Here is a 17406-nt window from a genome sequence, read left to right as displayed (position 1 = left end):
GATCCGCGACTCCCCTGTCTCCGTGCCGGCGCAGGGGAAACGTGACTCAACCGGCTTGTCCGCGCACGCGGTTGCCCTATCGAATATGTGGCATATTCACACGTATCCGGACACACTGGATCCGCCGGTTCGTGATCAGGAACATCCCCGTCCCAAGAGGAGAGCGCATGGCGGAGCAGTCCTCCGAGGTCCTGGCGGAGCCGGACGAACCTGCCGCCGCCATGAGCCCGGCGGAGACCGAGACGAGGCTCGCCCAGGTGCTGGCCGGCCTGCTGGGGGCCGAGACCGTCCCGGTGGACAGTCACTTCTTCACCGACCTGGGCGCCAACTCCCTCGTCATGGCGCAGTTCTGCGCCCGGATACGGAAACGGGCGGATCTGCCGTCCCCGTCCATGCGGGACATCTACCGGCACCCCACGATCCGGAGCCTGGCCGCGGCTCTCGAACACACCGCCCCGCCGGCGCCGGCACGCCTGCCGTCGTCGGAGCCTGAGCCCGTGCCGTTGCCGAAGCCGGCCGGGAACAGGCGGACCCACCTCCTGTGCGGGACCGTCCAGTTGCTGGCCTTCCTGTGCTACTCCCTCGTCTCCGGACTCGTCACCGCCACCGGGTACGAGTGGATCGCCACCGGCTCGGGCGTGGCCGACGTCTATCTGCGGTCGGTCGTGTTCGGAGGCGTCGGGTTCGTCACCGTGTGCGCCTTCCCGGTCGTCGCCAAGTGGCTGCTCATCGGCCGCTGGCGACCGGGGGAGTTCCCCGTGTGGGGCCTGACGTATCTGCGCTTCTGGCTGGTCAAGGCGCTGCTGCACGCCAATCCGATGGTCTTCCTCACCGGTACTCCGCTGTACGTGCTGTATCTGCGGGCCCTGGGCGCGCGCGTCGGCAAGGGTGTCACGATCCTGTCCCGCACGGTCCCGGTCTGCACCGACCTGCTGACGATCGGCGCGGGGACGGTGATCCGCAAGGACTCGTTCTTCCTCGGCTACCGGGCGCACGCGGGCCGTATCCAGACCGGACGGGTCACACTGGGCCGCGACGTCTTCGTCGGCGAGAAGACCGTCCTGGACATCGACACGTCGATGGGCGACGGCGCCCAGCTCGGCCACGCGTCCGCCCTGCACCGGGGCCAGGCGGTCCCGGACGGCGAGCGCTGGCACGGATCCCCGGCGGAGCCCACCCGGACCGACTACGCCAGGGTCCCGCCGGCCCGGTGCGGCACCGCGCGCCGGGCCTGGTTCGGCCTCGGCACCCTGCTGCAGCTCTTCCTGCTGTACGTCCCCCTGGTCGTCGGCGGGGCGTACATGCTGTTCACCGAGGTGCCGGCGATCGGCGAGCGGCTCGACCCGCAGACGGCCGTCCTCTCCCGCTCTCAGCTGCTCTCCGACGCGCTGGTGCTCTCCCTCGTGCTGTTCTTCGGGTGCACCGCTCTGGGCCTGCTGGTCCTGGCCACCGTCCCGCGTCTGCTGGGCCTGGTCGTCCGCCCCGGCAAGGTCTATCCGCTCTACGGACTCCACTACGCGCTGCACCGGGCCACGGCCCGCATGACCAACGTCAAGTTCTTCGCCTGGCTCTTCGGGGACAGCTCGTACATCGTGCCGTACCTGCGCGGCATCGGATACGACCTCTCGCGGGTGGAGCAGACCGGATCGAACTTCGGCACCGAAGTGCAGCACGAGACGCCGCTGCTGGTGTCCGTCGGCAGCGGGACGATGGTCGCCGACGGCCTCTCCGTCCTCAACGCGGACTACTCCAGCACGTCCTTCCGGCTGTCCAGGGTGTCGATCGGCCCGCGCAACTTCCTGGGCAACAACATCGCCTACCCGGCGGGCGGCCGGACGGGCGACAACTGCCTGCTCGCGACGAAGGTGATGATCCCCCTCGACGGCGAAGTCCGGGAAGGCGTCGGGCTCCTCGGCTCACCGTGCTTCGAGATCCCCCGCTCGGTGGAGCGCGACGCGCGGTTCGACCACCTCCGCACGGGTGACGCGTTCCGCCGCCGGCTCGCCGCCAAGAACCGCTACAACCTCCACTCGATGCTGCTGATGCTGCTCGTGCGATGGCTGCACACCTTCGCGCTCACCCTGCTGGGCCTCGCCTCCGTGGACCTGTACGGCTTGGCCGGACACGTGGTGATCGCCGGGTACCTGGCGATCACGCTCGCCTTCTCCACCGCGTACTTCGTGCTGGTGGAGCGCTGCATCACCGCGTTCCGTCCGCTGCGCCCCCGGCTGTGCTCCATCTACGACCCGTACTTCTGGTGGCACGAGCGGCTGTGGAAGGTGCCGACCCAGTTCCTCGAGGTCTACAACGGAACTCCCTTCAAGAGCCTGGTCTGGCGGCTGCTGGGCGTGCGCATCGGCCGCGGGGTGTTCGACGACGGCTGCTATCTGACCGAGCGGACCCTCACCGCCATCGGCGACGCGTGCACGCTCAACGCCGGCAGCAAGATCCAGTGCCACTCGCAGGAGGACGGCACCTTCAAGTCCGACCGGACCACGCTCGGCACCGGCTGCACGCTCGGCGTCGGCGCCCATGTGCACTACGGCGTGACCATGGGCGACGGCTCGGTGCTGGCCCCCGACTCCTTCCTCATGAAGGGCGAGGAGGTCCCCCCGAACGCGACGTGGGGCGGCAATCCCGCGGTGGACCTGCCGGAGGGCGGCAGCCGGACCCGCGGACCCGGCCGGGCGACGCCGGCCGCCGACGCCGCCACGGCGACCGTGAGCTGAGGAAGGCCATTCGATGGAGACGTGCGTGGAAGCGGACCGGGAGTTCTGGAGCCGGGTACTGACCGCCGGCGGTGTCACCACGGTGCCCCGCTGGGCCCGGGAGCCGGCCGCGGGAGCCGCCGAGCACGAGATGCCCGTGCCGGCCGAGGTGACGCAGGCGGTGCGGGAACTGGTCCGGCGCCGGGGAACGCCGGTCAGCGTGCTGATGCTGGCCGCACACCTGAAGGTGCTGGCCGTGCTGTCCGGTGAGCCGGACGTGGTCACCGGCTACACCACCGGCGTGCGCGGCGAGCCGCTGCCGTGCCGGGTGACCGTACCGCCGGGATCCTGGCACGCCCTGCTGGCCGCCGCCGCGCACGCCGAGGCGGAGGTACTGGCGCACCGGGAGTTCCCGGTGGAGAAGCTGCGGCGCGAACTGGACGCGACCCGGCCGCCGTACGAGGTCGTGTTCGGTCCCCTCGGAGCCGACGAGAGCCACGCCGACGACGGCGCCCTCCAGGTGCGCTGGTCCGACCGGGGCGGACGGCTGACGCTGCGCCTGCGCCACCGCGCCGACGTGCTCGATGCCACGGCCGCCGCGCGTATCGGCGGCTACCACCTCACGGCGCTCGGACTGATGACGGCCGATCCGGCCGCCGACCACACCCGGCAGAGCCTGCTGTCGGCCGAGGAGGTGCGGGAACAGCTGGAAGGCCTGGCCGGGCCCCGCCGGCCGCTGCCCGACGCCCGGGTGCACGAACTGTTCGAGCAGCGCGTCCGGGCGCACCCGCAGGCCGTGGCGGCCGTGCACGGCGAGCGGGAATGGACGTACGACGAGCTGAACCGGCGCGCGAACAGGCTGGCCCGAGCGCTGCTGGCGCGGGGCCTGGGCCGGGAGGATGTCGTCGCCGTCGTCACCGAACGCGACCTCGACTGGCTCGCCGCGGTGCTGGCCGTGTTCAAGGCGGGCGGCACGTACCTGCCGATCGAGCCGCACTTCCCCGCCGGGCGCATCGCGGCGACGCTGTCCCGGGCGGGCTGCCGGCTGGTCCTGACCGAGCCCGGCAGCACCGGCACCCTCGACCAGGCGCTGGCCACGCTCCCGGACGTCGGGACACTGCGCGTCGACACCGCCTGCGCCGAGGGGCACGCCGACCACGACCTCGGCGTCCGGGTGGACTCCGGCGACCTCGCCTACATCTACTTCACGTCCGGCTCCACCGGCGAGCCCAAGGGAGCGATGTGCGAGCACGCGGGCATGCTCAACCATCTCCACGCCAAGATCGACGACCTGGCGCTCGGCGAGGGATGCGTGGTGGCGCAGACGGCCCCGCAGTGCTTCGACATCTCCCTGTGGCAGCTCCTGGCCCCGCTGCTGGCCGGCGGGAGGACCCTGCTGGTCGAGCAGGACGCCATCACGGACGTGGAGCGCTTCGTCGACACACTGGAGCGCGGCCGGGTCACCGTGGCGCAGCTCGTGCCCTCCTACCTGGAGGTCGTCGTCTCGTATCTGGAGCGGCACCCGCGCACCCTGCCGGACCTGCGGTGCGTGTCGGTGACCGGCGAGGCGCTCAAACGGGAGCTGGTCCAGCGCTGGTTCGCCGTCCGGCCGGGAACCGGGCTGCTGAACGCCTACGGGCTGACCGAGACGTCGGACGACACCAACCACGAACTCCTCACCGAGGTGCCCGAGCGGGTGCTGCTCGGACGGCCCGTCAACAACGTCCGCGTCTACGTCGTGGACGAGCACCTGGCCCTGGTGCCGCTCGGCGCCCCCGGACTGATCGCGTTCTCCGGAGTCTGCGTCGGCCGGGGATACGTCAACGACCCCGAGCGCACCCGCGAGGCCTACCGCAGGGACCCGTACCGGCCGGGTGAACGGCTCTACCTGGGCGGGGACTGGGGACGCTGGCACCCCGGCGGCAAGCTGGAGTTCCTGGGCCGCCGGGACAGCCAGGTCAAGATCCGCGGATTCCGGATCGAGATCGGCGAGATCGAGAACGCGCTGCTGCGCGTGGACGGCGTCCGCGACGGCGCGGTGGTCGTCGCCGAGCGGTCCGGCGGCGGCAAGCAGCTGATCGCCTTCTACACCGGGCGACGGCAGCCGCCCGAGACCCTGCGGGAGGCGCTCGCCACGACACTGCCCGACTACATGGTCCCGTCGGCCTTCCACTGGCAGGAGAGCCTTCCGCTGACCGCCAACGGCAAAACCGACCGCAAGGCCCTGACCGCACGGGCCGAAGCGGCCGCACCGGACGCGGAGGCGGAGGACGGCACCGGCCCGCTCACCCCGACCGAGCGGCGGCTGGCCGCGGCCTGGGCCGAACTGCTGGGAGTGCCCGCGCGGCAGATCGGCCGCACGGCCCACTTCTTCGACTGCGGCGGCACCTCCCTGACCGCGGTCAGGCTCACCCTCGCCCTCGACCGCGCGGTGTCCCTGAAGGACATCACCCGGCATCCGGTCCTCGCCGACCTGGCCGCCCTCATCGACGGCACGGCCCGGCGACGCCCGGACCTGCTGGTGCCCCTGTCCGGCGCGAGCGGCGCCCCGCAGTCCGTGCTGGTGTGCTTCCCCTACGCGGGCGGCAACGCGGTCAACTACCAGCCGATGGCGAGCGCGCTGGCCGCCGCCGGCGTGGCGGTCCTCGCCGTCGACCTCCCAGGCCACCACCTGGCCGAGCACCCCGAGCCGTTCGCGCCGCTCGAGGAGGTGGCCGAGCGGGTCGCCGCCGAGATCACCGCCCGTGGCCTGGACCGGGTCATGCTGTGGGGCCATTCCTCGGGCGCCGCACCGGCGGTGGAGACGGCCCGGAGACTCGGCCGGCGAGGCGTGCGCGTGACACGCCTGTTCCTCGCGGCGCACCTGCTCGGCACGGCCGACGGCCGGCACGCCGCCGCCGAGGAACTGACGCACCTCGACGACGCCGAGATCGCGCGGCGGCTGACCCGGGACGCCGGCTACGCCGAACTCGCCGAGCTGAACGAGCGGCACGCCGCACACATCGGCGCGGCCTACCGGCACGACAGCCTGTGCGCACACCGCTATTTCCAGCAGGCCCTCCAGTCGCCGCCGCCGGAACGACTGTCCGCACCGGTCACCGTGGTCGTCGCCGCCGACGACCCGCACACCGCCGGCCACGCCGACCGGCACCGGGACTGGCTGCTGCTGGCCGAACACGTCGAACTGCACGAACTCGCCGACGGCGGCCACTACTTCCTGCGCACCCGCCCGGCCGACGCCGCCCAGGCCGTGCTGAAGAACGCCGTACCCCTCGCCTCCTCCTGAGCCCGTCGCATCCCCGGGCGGTCCACCGAAAGGAATCCCAGATGCCGTTCTCCTCGCCGGCAGCCGCGCTCGATGTGCAGCTGCGACCGGACAGCCCGGCGCTGCTGCACGTCGACCCCCTCGACGACGCCCTGAGCTGGGCGGCGGAGTACCGTGAGGCGCTGCGCGCACAGGTCGCCGAGCACGGGGCGGTGGTGGTCCGCGGCCTCGGGCTGCGGGACGCCGACCAGGTCGGAGCCGTCTTCGCGCGGCTGTCCGGCGGTCTGATGACGGAACGGGAGGCCTTCGCTCCCCGCCAGGTCCACCTGCCCGGCGTCTACGCCTCCACCACCTGGCCCGCCAACCAGCCGATGTGCATGCACCACGAACTGAGCTACCTGCTCGACGTGCCCGGCCTGATGCTGTTCGCCTGCCTCACCGCGCCCGCGCAGGGCGGGGCGACGGCGGTGGCCGACGCCGAGGAAGTCCTGCGGGCGCTGCCCGCCGCGCTCACCGAACGGTTCGAGCGCGAGGGCTGGATCCTGACCCGCACCTACAACGACGAGATCGGGGCGAGCCTCACGGAGTCGTTCGGCACCGCCGACCGCTCCGAGATCGAGCGCTACTGCCGGGCCCACGCCATCGACGCCGTCTGGCAGCCCGACGGCACCCTGCGCACCGAGCAGCGCCGCAGCGCCGTCGTCCGGCACCCGCACACGGGCCGGCGCTGCTGGTTCAACCAGATCGCCTTCCTCAACGAGTGGACCCTCGCCCCCGAGGTGCGCGAGTACCTGGTGGACGTCTACGGCGAGGACGGACTCCCCTTCAACACCCGCTACGGCGACGGCAGTCCGATCGGCGAGGACGTCGTCCAGCTGATCAACTCCACCTACGAGGCGCACACCCGGCGCGAGCCCTGGCAGGCCGGCGACCTGCTGCTCGTGGACAACATCCGCACCGCCCACAGCCGGGAGGCCTTCACCGGGGAGCGACAGGTCCTGGTGGGCATGGCCGAGCCCGTGCACCCGGCCGGCCACACGGCGAACCCGGAGGCGAGCGAGCGATGACCGACGTACTGCCGGCCGCCACCCCGGCCCCGTCCGGACCCGCGCCCGTGCCGACGTTCGCGGTGATCGGGGGCGAGCAGGTGCAGCGCGCCCTGAGCGGACGCGAGCAGCAGATCGTGGAACTGGTCGAGGCCGCCTACCGGCTGCACGACGCCGGAGACACGGTCAACCCGCCGTCGTACTTCCTGCGCTTCCCCGACCGCCCTACGGCCCGGATCATCGCCCTGCCGGCCTCCCTCGGCGGACCGGACCGCGTGGACGGCCTGAAGTGGATCTCCAGTTTCCCGCAGAACGTGAGCGCCGGGCTGCCACGCGCCTCCGCGGTGCTCATCCTCAACGACCACGACACCGGCTACCCGTTCGCCTGCCTGGAGAGCTCGATCATCAGCGCCACCAGGACCGCCGCGTCCGCGGCGCTCGCCGCCGACCGGCTCAGCCGCGGCAGGCCCCGCCCCACCCTCGTCGGATTCTTCGGCACGGGCCTGATCGCCCGCTACATCCACACCTTCCTCACCGGCACCGGCTGGACCTTCGAGGCGGTCGGCGTGCACGACGTGTCCGCCGACAGCGCCGCCGGCTTCCGCGGCTACCTGAGCCAGGCCGGCACCACCGCACCGGTCACCGTCCACGACAGCGCCGAGGACCTGGTCCGCTCCAGTGACCTCGTCGTCTTCGCCACCGTCGCCGCCCGGCCGCACGTCACCGACCCGGCCTGGTTCGGCCACAACCCGCTCGTCCTGCACGTGTCGCTGCGCGACCTCGCCCCCGAGATCCTGCTCGGCTCGGCCAACTTCGTCGACGACGTCGAGCACTGCCTGAAGGCCGACACCTCACCCCACCTGGCCGAACAGCTCACCGGCAACCGCGACTTCCTGACCGGAACGCTCAGCGACGTCATGGCCGGACGCGTCGCACCCCCGGCCGACCGGCCGGTGGTCTTCTCGCCGTTCGGGCTAGGCGTCCTCGACCTGGCCGTCGGCCGTTACGTCTACGACGAGGTGTCCCGGACGGGCGGCCTGCGTGTCATCGATGACTTCTTCCACGAACTTCGCCGTTACGGCTGAGGCAGTCGTCCTCGGCCGGGCACCAGGAGGTCCGCCGTGCCTGTCGTCTCGGCTCCGTACGACTTCAACCAGGGCGATCTCTTCGTCGATCTGGAGTCCGTCTGCGGATACCCGCTCTATCTGAAGTGCGAGGCCTTCAACTTCGCGGGCTCCATCAAGCTGAAGGCCGCCAGGGAGATGGTGGAGAGCGCCGAACGGGACGGAGTCCTGGCACCGGATTCCGTCCTCGTGGAGTCGTCCTCCGGGAACCTCGGCGTCGCGCTCGGCATGATCGCCGCGAGCAAGGGCTACCGGTTCCTGTGCGTGACGGACTCCCGCTGCAACCTGTCCACCCGCCTGCTGATCGAGGCGCTCGGCAACGAGGTGCACATCGTCGCGGACCAGGACTCCAACGGGGGCTTCCTCGGCGCCCGCATCGAGTACGTCCGCGCCCTGTGCGCCTCCGACGACCGGTACGTCTGGCTCAGCCAGTACACCAACGAGGGCAACTGGAGGGCGCACTACCGCACCACGGGCCCGGAGATCGCGCGCCAGTTCCCGGAACTGGACGTCCTCTTCGTCGGCGCGGGCACCACCGGGACCCTGATGGGCTGCGCACGCTACTTCCGGCAGTGGCACCGGCCGGTGCGGATCGTCGCCGTGGACAGCGCGGGGTCGGTGGCCTTCGGCGGCGAGCCGGGCCGCCGGATGATCCCGGGCCTCGGCATGAGCATGCGCCCGCCGCTGCTCGACGAGTCCTTCGTGGACGAGGTGATCCGGGTGGAGGAGACCGACACCATCCGCATGTGCCACCGCCTGGCCCGGCGCGGCTACCTGTTCGGCGGCTCCACCGGAACGGTGGTCAGCGCGGCGACGGGCTGGCTCGCCCGGCACGAGGGGAGAGCCGTCACCGCGGTGGCCATCGCCCCGGACCTCGGCGAGCGCTACCTCGATACCGTCTACCAGACCAACTGGCTGCAGGACCTGTACGGCGACCAGACGCTGGACTCCCTGGAGGCCGGCCGCTGACGGACCCTGCGCACGGTCACCGGGCTGAGCAGGCTCGCCGGACCCGGTGACCGCGCGGGGCCGGCGAGCCTTTTCGGCCCGCGATCCGCGACAGCGGCTCCCGCCCTCGGGCGGCGCGGCGGGAGAGACCGTCGGCCCGGCGCCGGTCGTTGATGAACGGCGTCGAGGTGACCCGGCCGCGCCCGATGAAGTTCGTGACCGAGGCCGACGCGGTGCCGATCGGCGGCGGCGTACGGACACGGGACGTGGTCGCCGACGACCGGCTGCCCGGCCGACTGCGGCTCGACCCCGCGCGGCAGTCCAGTGCTCCGGCGTGCTCTGGTCCTCGCCCGGCTGGGGCTGCTGGACGCCATGCCGGCCTGCAGGGGGAACATCGCCATGGCCGGCGGTTGCCTGGTCTCCCAGTACCTCGCCCCCTGGATGATCATCCGGCTGCTCGGCGAGCACCAGCAGACCGTCGAGCGTGCCCTGGGCGCCGTCCACGCGGGCGAGGCGGCCCGGCGCTGACGTCCCGGGCGGCATGCGGCGGCCGGGGTGACTACATCCCCTCGGCCCTGCCCGCCGTCGCCGGCGCCGCCACGGCGGCGCCGGCCGTCGAGGTCTGTTCCGGCAGAGTCAGGAACAGGGTCAGGCCGGCGCTCGCCAGGTAGAGTCCGGCGAAGATCCACATCACGCCCTGGACGCCGAGCGGCCCGAGGAAGAGGGCGACCACGGCCGGGCCGGCGAACGTGCTGGCGCCCGCGCCGAGGTTGAGCGCCGACATCGCCTGCCCCTTGTGCTCCGGCGCCAGCGACGGCATGAGCGCGGACAGCGGCACGTAACCGGCGAGCGTCGCACCGAAGAGGCTCACCAGCACCATGGCCGCCGGGAAGTCGTCGCCGGAGGCCGTGGTGCCGTAGTAGAGCAGGAGCGTGGTGACCGCGCAGCCCACCCCGCCGAACCAGGCGACGGTGCGCTGCCAGCCGAGCCGGTCGCCGACGAGCCCGAAGAGCAGGTTGAAGAAGATGTTGGTGGCGAACATCGCGGACAGCAGCCGCAGCCACTCGGTCAGGGAGAAGCCCAGCGTGTCGGTGAAGAACACGGGCAGGAAGACCAGGAAACCGAACTGCGCCGCGGTGTTGACGGTGCGTACCACCGCGCCGACGCCGATGCGCGGGTTGCGCCAGACGATGGAGAGCGAGCCGAGCAGCGTGGCGACCGGCCGCTCACCGATGGGCGCCAGCCGTGTCCTGCCCGTCGGCTCGCGCACGAGGAACAGCGCGATCAGGCCACCCGCCGCCACCAGGGCCAGCGCGAACCACAGGGTGCGGTAGGTGCCCAGCCACGGCACCGTGAAACTGGCCACCAGTGAGCCGAGCGTGGGCAGCCCACCGGTGAAGGCGAACCAGAACCAGCCCACGGCGGAGCCGAGCCGGTGCCTGGGCGTCACCGCCGTCACCCAGACGAGGAAGCCGTAGGCGAAGAGCGGATAACCGAATCCGCGCAGACCATAGCTGGTCAGCAGCAGCCAGTAGTGGTGCGTGGGGACGGCGAGGCCGAGAAAGGCCACCTGCAGCGCGGCCCAGATGGCGAGGCCCAGCATCATCACCCGGCGCGGGCCCCACAGGTCGGAGAGCGCCCCGGAGAACCAGGCGGAGACGCTCGCCGTGACGCCGTACACGGTGAACAGCAGCGCCACGCGTTCCTTGGAGAGGCCCTCGTGCAGCAGGTAGGGGGAAAGGAATCCTGATTCGACACCGTCACCGATCATGAAGACCAGCACACCGAGAAATCCCCAGGAAAGGGCCTTCGGAATGCCGATACGGTCCAGGAAATCGGGATGTCCGGTTTTCGCGGGTGGGGCGGGGAGATTCAGGGGGACGGTCACGTCGGCCACCTTCTTGCGGAATGGGGAGAGCGGAGTGCCGTACGGCGTGGGACCGATGAAAAGACCGCTCCAGGGCGGGGTCAATCCGTCATCGGAAAGACCTCGCCGGCCGGGTGACCCGTCGTGTTAAATCGTCGTTCCGTCGCTGCGTGGGGAGCCCGGACCTCGGCATTCCGCCGCAGCTCAGTGCGGTGTGCGGGCGACTGCGGGATGGGGTGCGCCGAGTGAGAACCGTGTGATGTTCACGTGGTGTCGTGCGACGGGAGCGCCGAGGAGGCCGCGGACGTCCCCGCCACGGTGCGCACGTGGACTCCGTTGTCGCGCAGGCGCCGCACCTCTCCCGCCGGGGCGTCGTCGTCGACGAGGACCAGGTCGAAGTCGGTGAGCGGGGCGAGCGCGTACAGGCCCTGGTTGGCGAACTTCGTGTGGTCGATGATCAGCACCCGGCGCGAGGCGGCGGCCATCATGGCCCGCTTGACCTGCACAGTCTCGGGCGACATGTGATAGCAACGGCCGCCGGTCACCGCCGTCGTCGACATGAACAGCACATCGGCGCGGAACGCCTCCACGCTGTGCGCGGTGTGCGCGCCCATGAAGGCGTCGTAGGCGGGGAAGTAAGTGCCGCCCAGGGCGATCAGCGCCACGCCCGGCTCGCGGGCCAGCGCCGAGATCGCCGGCAGCGAGTTGCTGATCGCCGTGATCGGGGTGTGGTCCGACAGGTGGCGGACCAGGTGCAGACAGGTCGTGGAGTCGTCGATCATCACGACCTGGCCGGGCGCGAGTTCCTCGGCGGCGGCCCGCGCCAGCAGCTGTTTGGCCAGCACCATCGTCGACAGGCGTTCGCCGGCGCTGCCGTGGAACTGTGTCGAGGGCAGACAGCTCGCCCCGCCGCGCACCTTGCGCAGCCACCCCTGTGCCTGCAGGGCGTCCAGGTCGCGGTGGATGGTCATGACGCTCACGCCGAACTCGGCCGCGAGCTCGCTGGTGCGGACGAACCCTCTGCTCGTGACGAGTTCACGCACCCGGTTCCGGCGCCCCTCCTGCGCCTCCGTACGGGCGTCCAGACCGGCCACGGCAGCCGCTCCTTCCTGAGAAGAGCCTCATGAGAATCCCACACGAACGTAACACGGTGCGGCCGCGCCGCGGCCCGGCCGGTGTCCGCGTGAGCGGCGCACGCGCCGGCAGCCGCGGCGGGCCCGGGACGGAATGTCACACGGCGCGCGCGGCCGGCCGCGGGACAAGTCGCGGGACGGATTGACGGCCCTCGCGGAGACGCGTTTCCTGATTTCTGCGAGCCGTCCGTGGCCGGACCGTCCGATTCGACGGGCCCGTTCCGTGGGCGCGGGCCTTTGCGAAGGGGCAGGTATTGAAGTCATGTCGGTTCTCACGATCGACGTCGGAACATCGGTCATCAAATCCGTCGTGTTCGACGACCAGGGCCGGGAGCTGGCGGTCTCGCGCATCGGCACCGAGGTGCTGCGGCCCCGTCCCGGATGGGCGGAGCAGGACATGGACGCGGTGTGGAACGGGGTCGTGTTCACCGTGCGCAGCGTCCTGTCCCGGCTCGGCCCGGCCCAGGAACCGGTATGGCTGGTGGGCTTCACCGCCCAGGGCGACGGCTGCTGGCTCGTGGACGGCGACGGCCGTCCCACGGGCCCGGCGATCCTGTGGTCCGACGGGCGCGCCGGCGACCTGCTCACCCGCTGGCAGGCCGACGGCGTCCTGGAGCGGGCCTTCCGCCGCAACGGCTCGCTGACGTGCAGCGGCATGCCGAACGCGGTGCTCAGCTGGCTCGCCGAGCACGACCCGGAGCGACTGCGGCGCTCCCGCACCGCGCTGACCGCGGCCGGCTGGCTGTTCCTGAAGTTCACCGGTGTCACCGCCATCGACGAGTCCGACGCCTCGGCGCCCTTCCTCGATCACACCACCGGCGCGTACGACCCCGAGATCCTCGACCTGTTCGCGATGACGTGGGCCGAACCGCTGCTGCCCCGGATCCTCGGCGAGCACGAGCGCATCGCCGAGATCACCGGCCCCACCGCCGCCGAACTCGGCCTGCCCGCCGGGCTGCCCGTCGTCATGGCCCCCTACGACATCGCCGCCACCGCCCGCGGCGCCGGAGCCGTCAACCCCGGCCAGGCCTGCGCCATCCTCGGCACCACCCTGTGCACCGAGATCGTCACCCGCGAACCGGACACCGGGGGTGAGCCGTGCGGCATCAACATCGCCTACCGCGGCCGCGAACGCGTCCTGCGCGCCTTCCCCACGCTCTCCGGCACCGAGGTCCTCGACTGGACCTGCCGCACCCTGGGCGCAGCAGATCCCGCCGCGCTCGGCAGGCTCGCCTTCGGCACCGGGCCGGGCGCGGGCGGACTGGCGTTCCTGCCGTACCTCTCGCCCGCCGGTGAGCGGGCCCCGTTCCTGGACCCGCACGCTCGCGGCGCCTTCTGGGGCCTGTCCCTGGACCACACCCCCGCCCACGTCGCCCGCGCCGTCTTCGAGGGGCTGTCCCTCGTCGTCCGCGACTGCCTGGCCGCGTCCGGGACCGCCGTCCACGAACTGCGCCTGTGCGGCGGCGGATCGGCCAGCGACGCCTGGTGCCGGCTCATCGCGGACGTCACCGGCGTGCCGACGGCCCGCAGCGCCGACACGGAACTGGGCGCCAAGGGCGCGTTCCTGACCGGTCTCGTCCTCACCGGGGCGGAGAGCAGCATGCACAGCGCCGCCGCCAAGTACGTCCGCATGTGCTCCAGCTGGGAGCCCGACGGCGAACGCGCCGCGTTCTACGACGGGCTCTACGCCGCGTACATCACCTGGCGCGACGCCGCCCGCTCCCTCGGCTGGGCGCCCGCACCCGCGTCCGTCCCCGCCGCGCCGCTCGCCGGCGCACCGGCCGCCTCCCCGCCCCGCACCCCGGAGACCCCGCATGTCTGACGCCCTGTCACCCGAGGCCGTCCATCTGGGACTCGACCTCGGCACCCAGAGCGCCCGCGCGGTCGCCGTGGACGGTACCGGACGGCTGCTGGCGGCCGCGTCCCGTCCGCTGACCGGCCACCGCGACGGCGTACGCCACGAGCAGGACCCCGAGCAGTGGTGGTCCGCGCTCGCCGCCGCCTGCCGTGCGGCCCTGACCGGCATCGACCCGCGCCGGGTGCGCGGCCTGGCCGTGGACGCCACCTCCGGGACCGTGCTCCTGGCCGACGCCCGGGGCCGCCCGCTCACCCCGGGCCTGATGTACGACGACCGCCGCGCCGACGCGTACACCAGCCGCGTCAACACGCACGGCGCGCGCGTGTGGGACAAGCTCGGCTACCGCGCCATGCAGCCCTCCTGGGCGCTGCCCAAACTCCTCTGGATGCTGGACGACCCAACCCTGCCGGGCGGCCGGGACCTGCCGGCGGGCACCCGCCTGCTGCACCAGGCCGATCTGATCACCTGGCGGCTCGCCGGGCACCAGGTCGCGAGCGATGCCAGCCACGCCCTGAAGACGGGCTACGACCTGATCGCCGAGCGGTGGCCCGAGGCCGAACTCGACGCGCTCGGCGTCCCCGGCGCGCTGCTGCCCGACGTCGTACGGCCCGGAACGGTCCTCGGCACGGTGTGCGCCGAAGCCGCCGAGACGACCGGCATCCCCGCCGGCACGCTCATCACCGCGGGCATGACCGACGGCTGCGCCGCGCAGATCGCCGCAGGGGCGCTCACCCCCGGCTCCTGGAACGCGGTGCTGGGCACCACCCTCGTGCTCAAGGGGGCGAGCCCCCACCTCGTCCGCGATCCCGGCGGCGTGGTCTACTGCCACCGCGGCCCCGGCGGCACCTGGCTGCCCGGCGGCGCCTCCAGCAGCGGCGCCGGCATCCTCACCCACCGCTTCCCCTCGGCGGGCCCCGCCGACCTCGACGCGCTGACCACGCGGGCCGCCGCGACCGGCTCCACCGCCGTCGTCTACCCCCTGGCGGGCTCGGGCGGCGAACGCTTCCCGTTCCGCGCGCCCGAGGCAGAGTCCTTCGTCCTCGGCGAACCCACGGGCGACGCCGAGGAGTTCCACGCCTGCCTGCTGGGCGTGGCCCTGCTCGAACGGCTCTGCCTCGACTACCTCGACCACCTCGGCGCCCCCGTCGACGGCCCGCTCACCTTCACCGGCGGCGGCGCCCGCAACCGCTACTGGGCGCAGCTGCGCGCAGACGTGCTCGGCCGCCCCGCCCGGCTGCCCGAGCAGGCGGAGAGCGCCCTCGGCATGGCGGTGCTCGCCGCCACCGCCTCGGGTGCCACCCTGGAGGAGGCCGCGGGCGCCATGGTGCGGCTGCGCGAGGAGCTGCGCCCCGACCCCGCCCGCACCGCCCGCCTGCTCCCCGTCTACCTCGATTTCGTCGACGCGCTGGACCGCCGCGGCTGGCTGGCACCCGCCGTGGCCGGCCACGCGCGTGGAAGGGCCCGACAGTGACCGACTTCCTCCTCGTACGCCATGGGGAGACCGTGTGGCACGCGGACAACCGCTACGCGGGCCGCAGCGACGTGCCGCTCACCGAACTCGGCCGCCGGCAGGCCGCGGAGCTGGGGGCCTGGGCCGCCGGGCAGCACCTGGACGCCGTCCTCTGCTCACCGCTGTCCCGGGCCCGGCAGACCGCCGAGCCCGCGGCGGCCGCGCTGGGCCTCACGCCCTGGGTCGACGAGCGCCTGTGCGAGGTGGACTTCGGCCGCGGCGACGGTCTGACCCGCGCCGAGATGGCCGAGGCGTTCCCCGAGGCGCTCGCCGCCTTCCTCACCGACCCGGTCGACCACCACCTGCCCGGCGGGGAGCATCCCGCCGCGGCGGCGGACCGCGCGGCCGCCTGCCTCCAGGAGATCGCGCACAAGCTCCCCGACGGGCGCGTCCTCGTCGTGGCCCACTCCACCCTGCTGCGCCTGGTGCTGTGCCGGTTCCTCGGCATCCCCCTCGCCCGCTACCGCCAGGTCTTCCCCGCCCTGCACAACGGCGCCCTGACCGAGCTGCGGCTGCGCGACGGCCAGGCGTCCCTGCTCCGCCTCAACGCACCCGTTCGCTGAGCCACCGCTCGCCTTCGCCGATCCAGTGCGCTCCTTCGCCGACCCACCGCTCTCCGGGAGACCCACCGTGCCCACCACCGTCCTCGCCGCCGGCGACCACTTCGTCCTGCCCGATCTGCTCGAACAGGAACTGCGGGCCGCCGCGCCCGCCGGTACCGACCTGGACGTCCGGCAGCTCCGACTGCCATGGCCGCACACCCCGTTCGGAAAGGTCGCCGAGGTCGACGAGGCGTCCGGAACCGAAGAGGAGATCATCGAGGCGCTGCGCGGCGTCCGCATCTGCCTCACCCAGATGGCCCCGCTGACCGAACGGGTGCTGGCCGCGTGCCCCGATCTGGAGCTGTTCTGCGTCAGCCGGGGAGGACCGGTCAACGCGAACCTGGAGGCCGCCACCCGGCACGGCGTCGCCGTCTGCTACGCCCCGGGACGCAACGCCGTCGCCACCGCGGAGCACACCCTCGCGCTGATCCTCGCGGCCGCCCGCGGCCTCGGCGACGTCCACACCGACCTCAAACGGGGCACCTGGCGCGGCGACTACTACGACTACACGCGCTGCGGCGTCGAGATCGACGGCTCGGTCGTGGGCCTGGTCGGCTTCGGCGCCATCGGCTCGCGTGTCGCACGCGTCCTGACCGCCATGGGGGCCACGGTCCTCGTCCACGACCCCTATGTGTCACCGGAGGCCGTGCGGGGCGTCGCCCGGCTCGTGTCCCTGGACGAGCTGCTGAGCAGCTCCCGCATCGTCTCCCTGCACGCGCGGGTGACGGACGAGACCCGCGGCATGATCGGACAGGCCCAGATCGAGGCCATGCCGCGGGGTTCGGTCCTCGTGAACTGCGCCCGGGGCGCCCTGGCCGACTACGACGCGGTGTGCGACGCGCTGGACTCGGGGCATCTGGCGGCCGCCGGCTTCGACGTGTTCCCCGTCGAACCGGTACCCGCCGGCTCGCGTCTGCTGTCCACCCCGAACGTCGTCCTCACCCCGCACATCGCCGGCGCCAGCCGCGAGGTCGCCCACAAGGCCGCCCGCATCGTCGCCGCCGACGCCGCCCGCTTCCTTCGCGCCGGGCAACTCGCCCACTGCGCCAACCCGGAGGCGCTGCGGGGCTGAACGGACGCCTGCCGGCTGGAAGATCCCGGCTCAGCGCACCCGGCCCCGCGCCTTCAGCGGCACCGGAGGCAGTTCCGGAGCGGGCAGCGGATCCCCGTCGTACCCCTTGACCACCCCGAATCTCGACCCGTTCATCCAGTCCTTCCGGGCCTGTTCGATGTCGTCCTGGGTGCGTCCGACGAAGTTCCACCATATATCGCACTACGCCGCTGTTTCCGCAGATCAGCGACCTGCGCGACTGCTCCTGGTCAGCAAAGGGTCAGCATCAGTCGC

The 17406-nt window shown here is 72.5% G+C and carries 11 protein-coding genes and 2 pseudogenes; 10 read left to right on the top strand and 3 right to left on the bottom strand.

The window, feature by feature from the left end:
* Positions 1-167: 167 nt before the first annotated feature.
* From OG956_RS03660 to OG956_RS03635, 6 genes and pseudogenes are all read left to right on the top strand, one after another.
* Positions 168-2729: a Pls/PosA family non-ribosomal peptide synthetase gene (locus tag OG956_RS03660; protein WP_330336463.1), complete on the top strand. Its 2562-nt coding sequence runs from the start codon at positions 168-170 to the stop codon at positions 2727-2729.
* Positions 2730-2742: 13 nt separating this feature from the next.
* On the top strand, positions 2743-5994 hold the full coding sequence (locus tag OG956_RS03655; RefSeq protein WP_330336462.1) for a non-ribosomal peptide synthetase: 3252 nt from the start codon (positions 2743-2745) through the stop codon (positions 5992-5994).
* Positions 5995-6035: 41 nt separating this feature from the next.
* Entirely contained in the window at positions 6036-7040 is a 1005-nt protein-coding gene (locus OG956_RS03650) for a TauD/TfdA family dioxygenase (protein ID WP_330336461.1), read from the top strand.
* On the top strand, positions 7037-8104 hold the full coding sequence (sbnB, locus tag OG956_RS03645; protein ID WP_330336460.1) for a 2,3-diaminopropionate biosynthesis protein SbnB: 1068 nt from the start codon (positions 7037-7039) through the stop codon (positions 8102-8104). Before OG956_RS03650 ends, sbnB begins: the two co-directional genes overlap by 4 nt.
* A gap of 36 nt (positions 8105-8140) precedes the next feature.
* Positions 8141-9112, top strand: a complete 972-nt coding sequence (gene sbnA / locus OG956_RS03640; protein WP_330336459.1) for a 2,3-diaminopropionate biosynthesis protein SbnA — start codon at positions 8141-8143, stop codon at positions 9110-9112.
* A gap of 152 nt (positions 9113-9264) precedes the next feature.
* Positions 9265-9619 (top strand): annotated as a pseudogene (locus tag OG956_RS03635) (AraC family transcriptional regulator); the annotation flags it as partial.
* Positions 9620-9650: 31 nt separating this feature from the next.
* On the opposite strand, the gene OG956_RS03630 reads toward OG956_RS03635, so the two are convergent.
* Together OG956_RS03630 and OG956_RS03625 are read right to left on the bottom strand one after the other, a co-directional pair.
* Positions 9651-10979: an MFS transporter gene (locus OG956_RS03630; protein ID WP_330336458.1), complete on the bottom strand. Its 1329-nt coding sequence runs from the start codon at positions 10977-10979 to the stop codon at positions 9651-9653.
* 242 nt (positions 10980-11221) lie between these two features.
* The gene (locus tag OG956_RS03625) at positions 11222-12052 is read right to left on the bottom strand and encodes a DeoR/GlpR family DNA-binding transcription regulator (RefSeq protein ID WP_330336457.1); all 831 of its coding nucleotides are present in this window, start codon (positions 12050-12052) and stop codon (positions 11222-11224) included.
* A gap of 301 nt (positions 12053-12353) precedes the next feature.
* Here OG956_RS03625 and OG956_RS03620 point away from each other — a divergent pair, with 301 nt between their 5' ends.
* The 4 genes from OG956_RS03620 to OG956_RS03605 all read left to right on the top strand — a co-directional run bounded on the left by OG956_RS03620 (position 12354) and on the right by OG956_RS03605 (position 17133).
* Positions 12354-13913, top strand: a complete 1560-nt coding sequence (locus OG956_RS03620; RefSeq protein WP_330336456.1) for an FGGY-family carbohydrate kinase — start codon at positions 12354-12356, stop codon at positions 13911-13913.
* Positions 13906-15420, top strand: coding sequence for an FGGY-family carbohydrate kinase (locus OG956_RS03615; RefSeq protein WP_330336455.1), 1515 nt, complete (start codon positions 13906-13908; stop codon positions 15418-15420). The genes OG956_RS03620 and OG956_RS03615 overlap by 8 nt, the downstream gene beginning before the upstream one ends.
* The gene (locus OG956_RS03610) at positions 15417-16022 is read left to right on the top strand and encodes a histidine phosphatase family protein (protein ID WP_330336454.1); all 606 of its coding nucleotides are present in this window, start codon (positions 15417-15419) and stop codon (positions 16020-16022) included. The genes OG956_RS03615 and OG956_RS03610 overlap by 4 nt, the downstream gene beginning before the upstream one ends.
* 67 nt (positions 16023-16089) lie before the next feature.
* The gene (locus tag OG956_RS03605) at positions 16090-17133 is read left to right on the top strand and encodes a 2-hydroxyacid dehydrogenase (RefSeq protein ID WP_330336453.1); all 1044 of its coding nucleotides are present in this window, start codon (positions 16090-16092) and stop codon (positions 17131-17133) included.
* 30 nt (positions 17134-17163) lie between these two features.
* On the opposite strand, the pseudogene OG956_RS03600 reads toward OG956_RS03605, so the two are convergent.
* A pseudogene (locus tag OG956_RS03600) lies at positions 17164-17328 on the bottom strand (pirin family protein); the annotation flags it as partial.
* Positions 17329-17406 lie beyond the last annotated feature (78 nt).

The organism is Streptomyces sp. NBC_00557 (assembly GCF_036345995.1).
Taxonomy (GTDB): Bacteria; Actinomycetota; Actinomycetes; order Streptomycetales; family Streptomycetaceae; genus Streptomyces.
This window is presented reverse-complemented; position numbering and strand designations above follow the sequence as displayed.

Excerpts from the sequence above, each read along its gene's own strand:
- OG956_RS03660 (WP_330336463.1), top strand. The coding sequence starts at position 168 with ATGGCGGAGCAGTCCTCCGAGGTCCTGGCGGAGCCGGACGAACCTGCC.
- OG956_RS03655 (WP_330336462.1), top strand. The coding sequence starts at position 2,743 with ATGGAGACGTGCGTGGAAGCGGACCGGGAGTTCTGGAGCCGGGTACTG.
- sbnB (WP_330336460.1), top strand. The coding sequence starts at position 7,037 with ATGACCGACGTACTGCCGGCCGCCACCCCGGCCCCGTCCGGACCCGCG.
- OG956_RS03650 (WP_330336461.1), top strand. The coding sequence starts at position 6,036 with ATGCCGTTCTCCTCGCCGGCAGCCGCGCTCGATGTGCAGCTGCGACCG.
- OG956_RS03615 (WP_330336455.1), top strand. The coding sequence starts at position 13,906 with ATGTCTGACGCCCTGTCACCCGAGGCCGTCCATCTGGGACTCGACCTC.
- OG956_RS03620 (WP_330336456.1), top strand. The coding sequence starts at position 12,354 with ATGTCGGTTCTCACGATCGACGTCGGAACATCGGTCATCAAATCCGTC.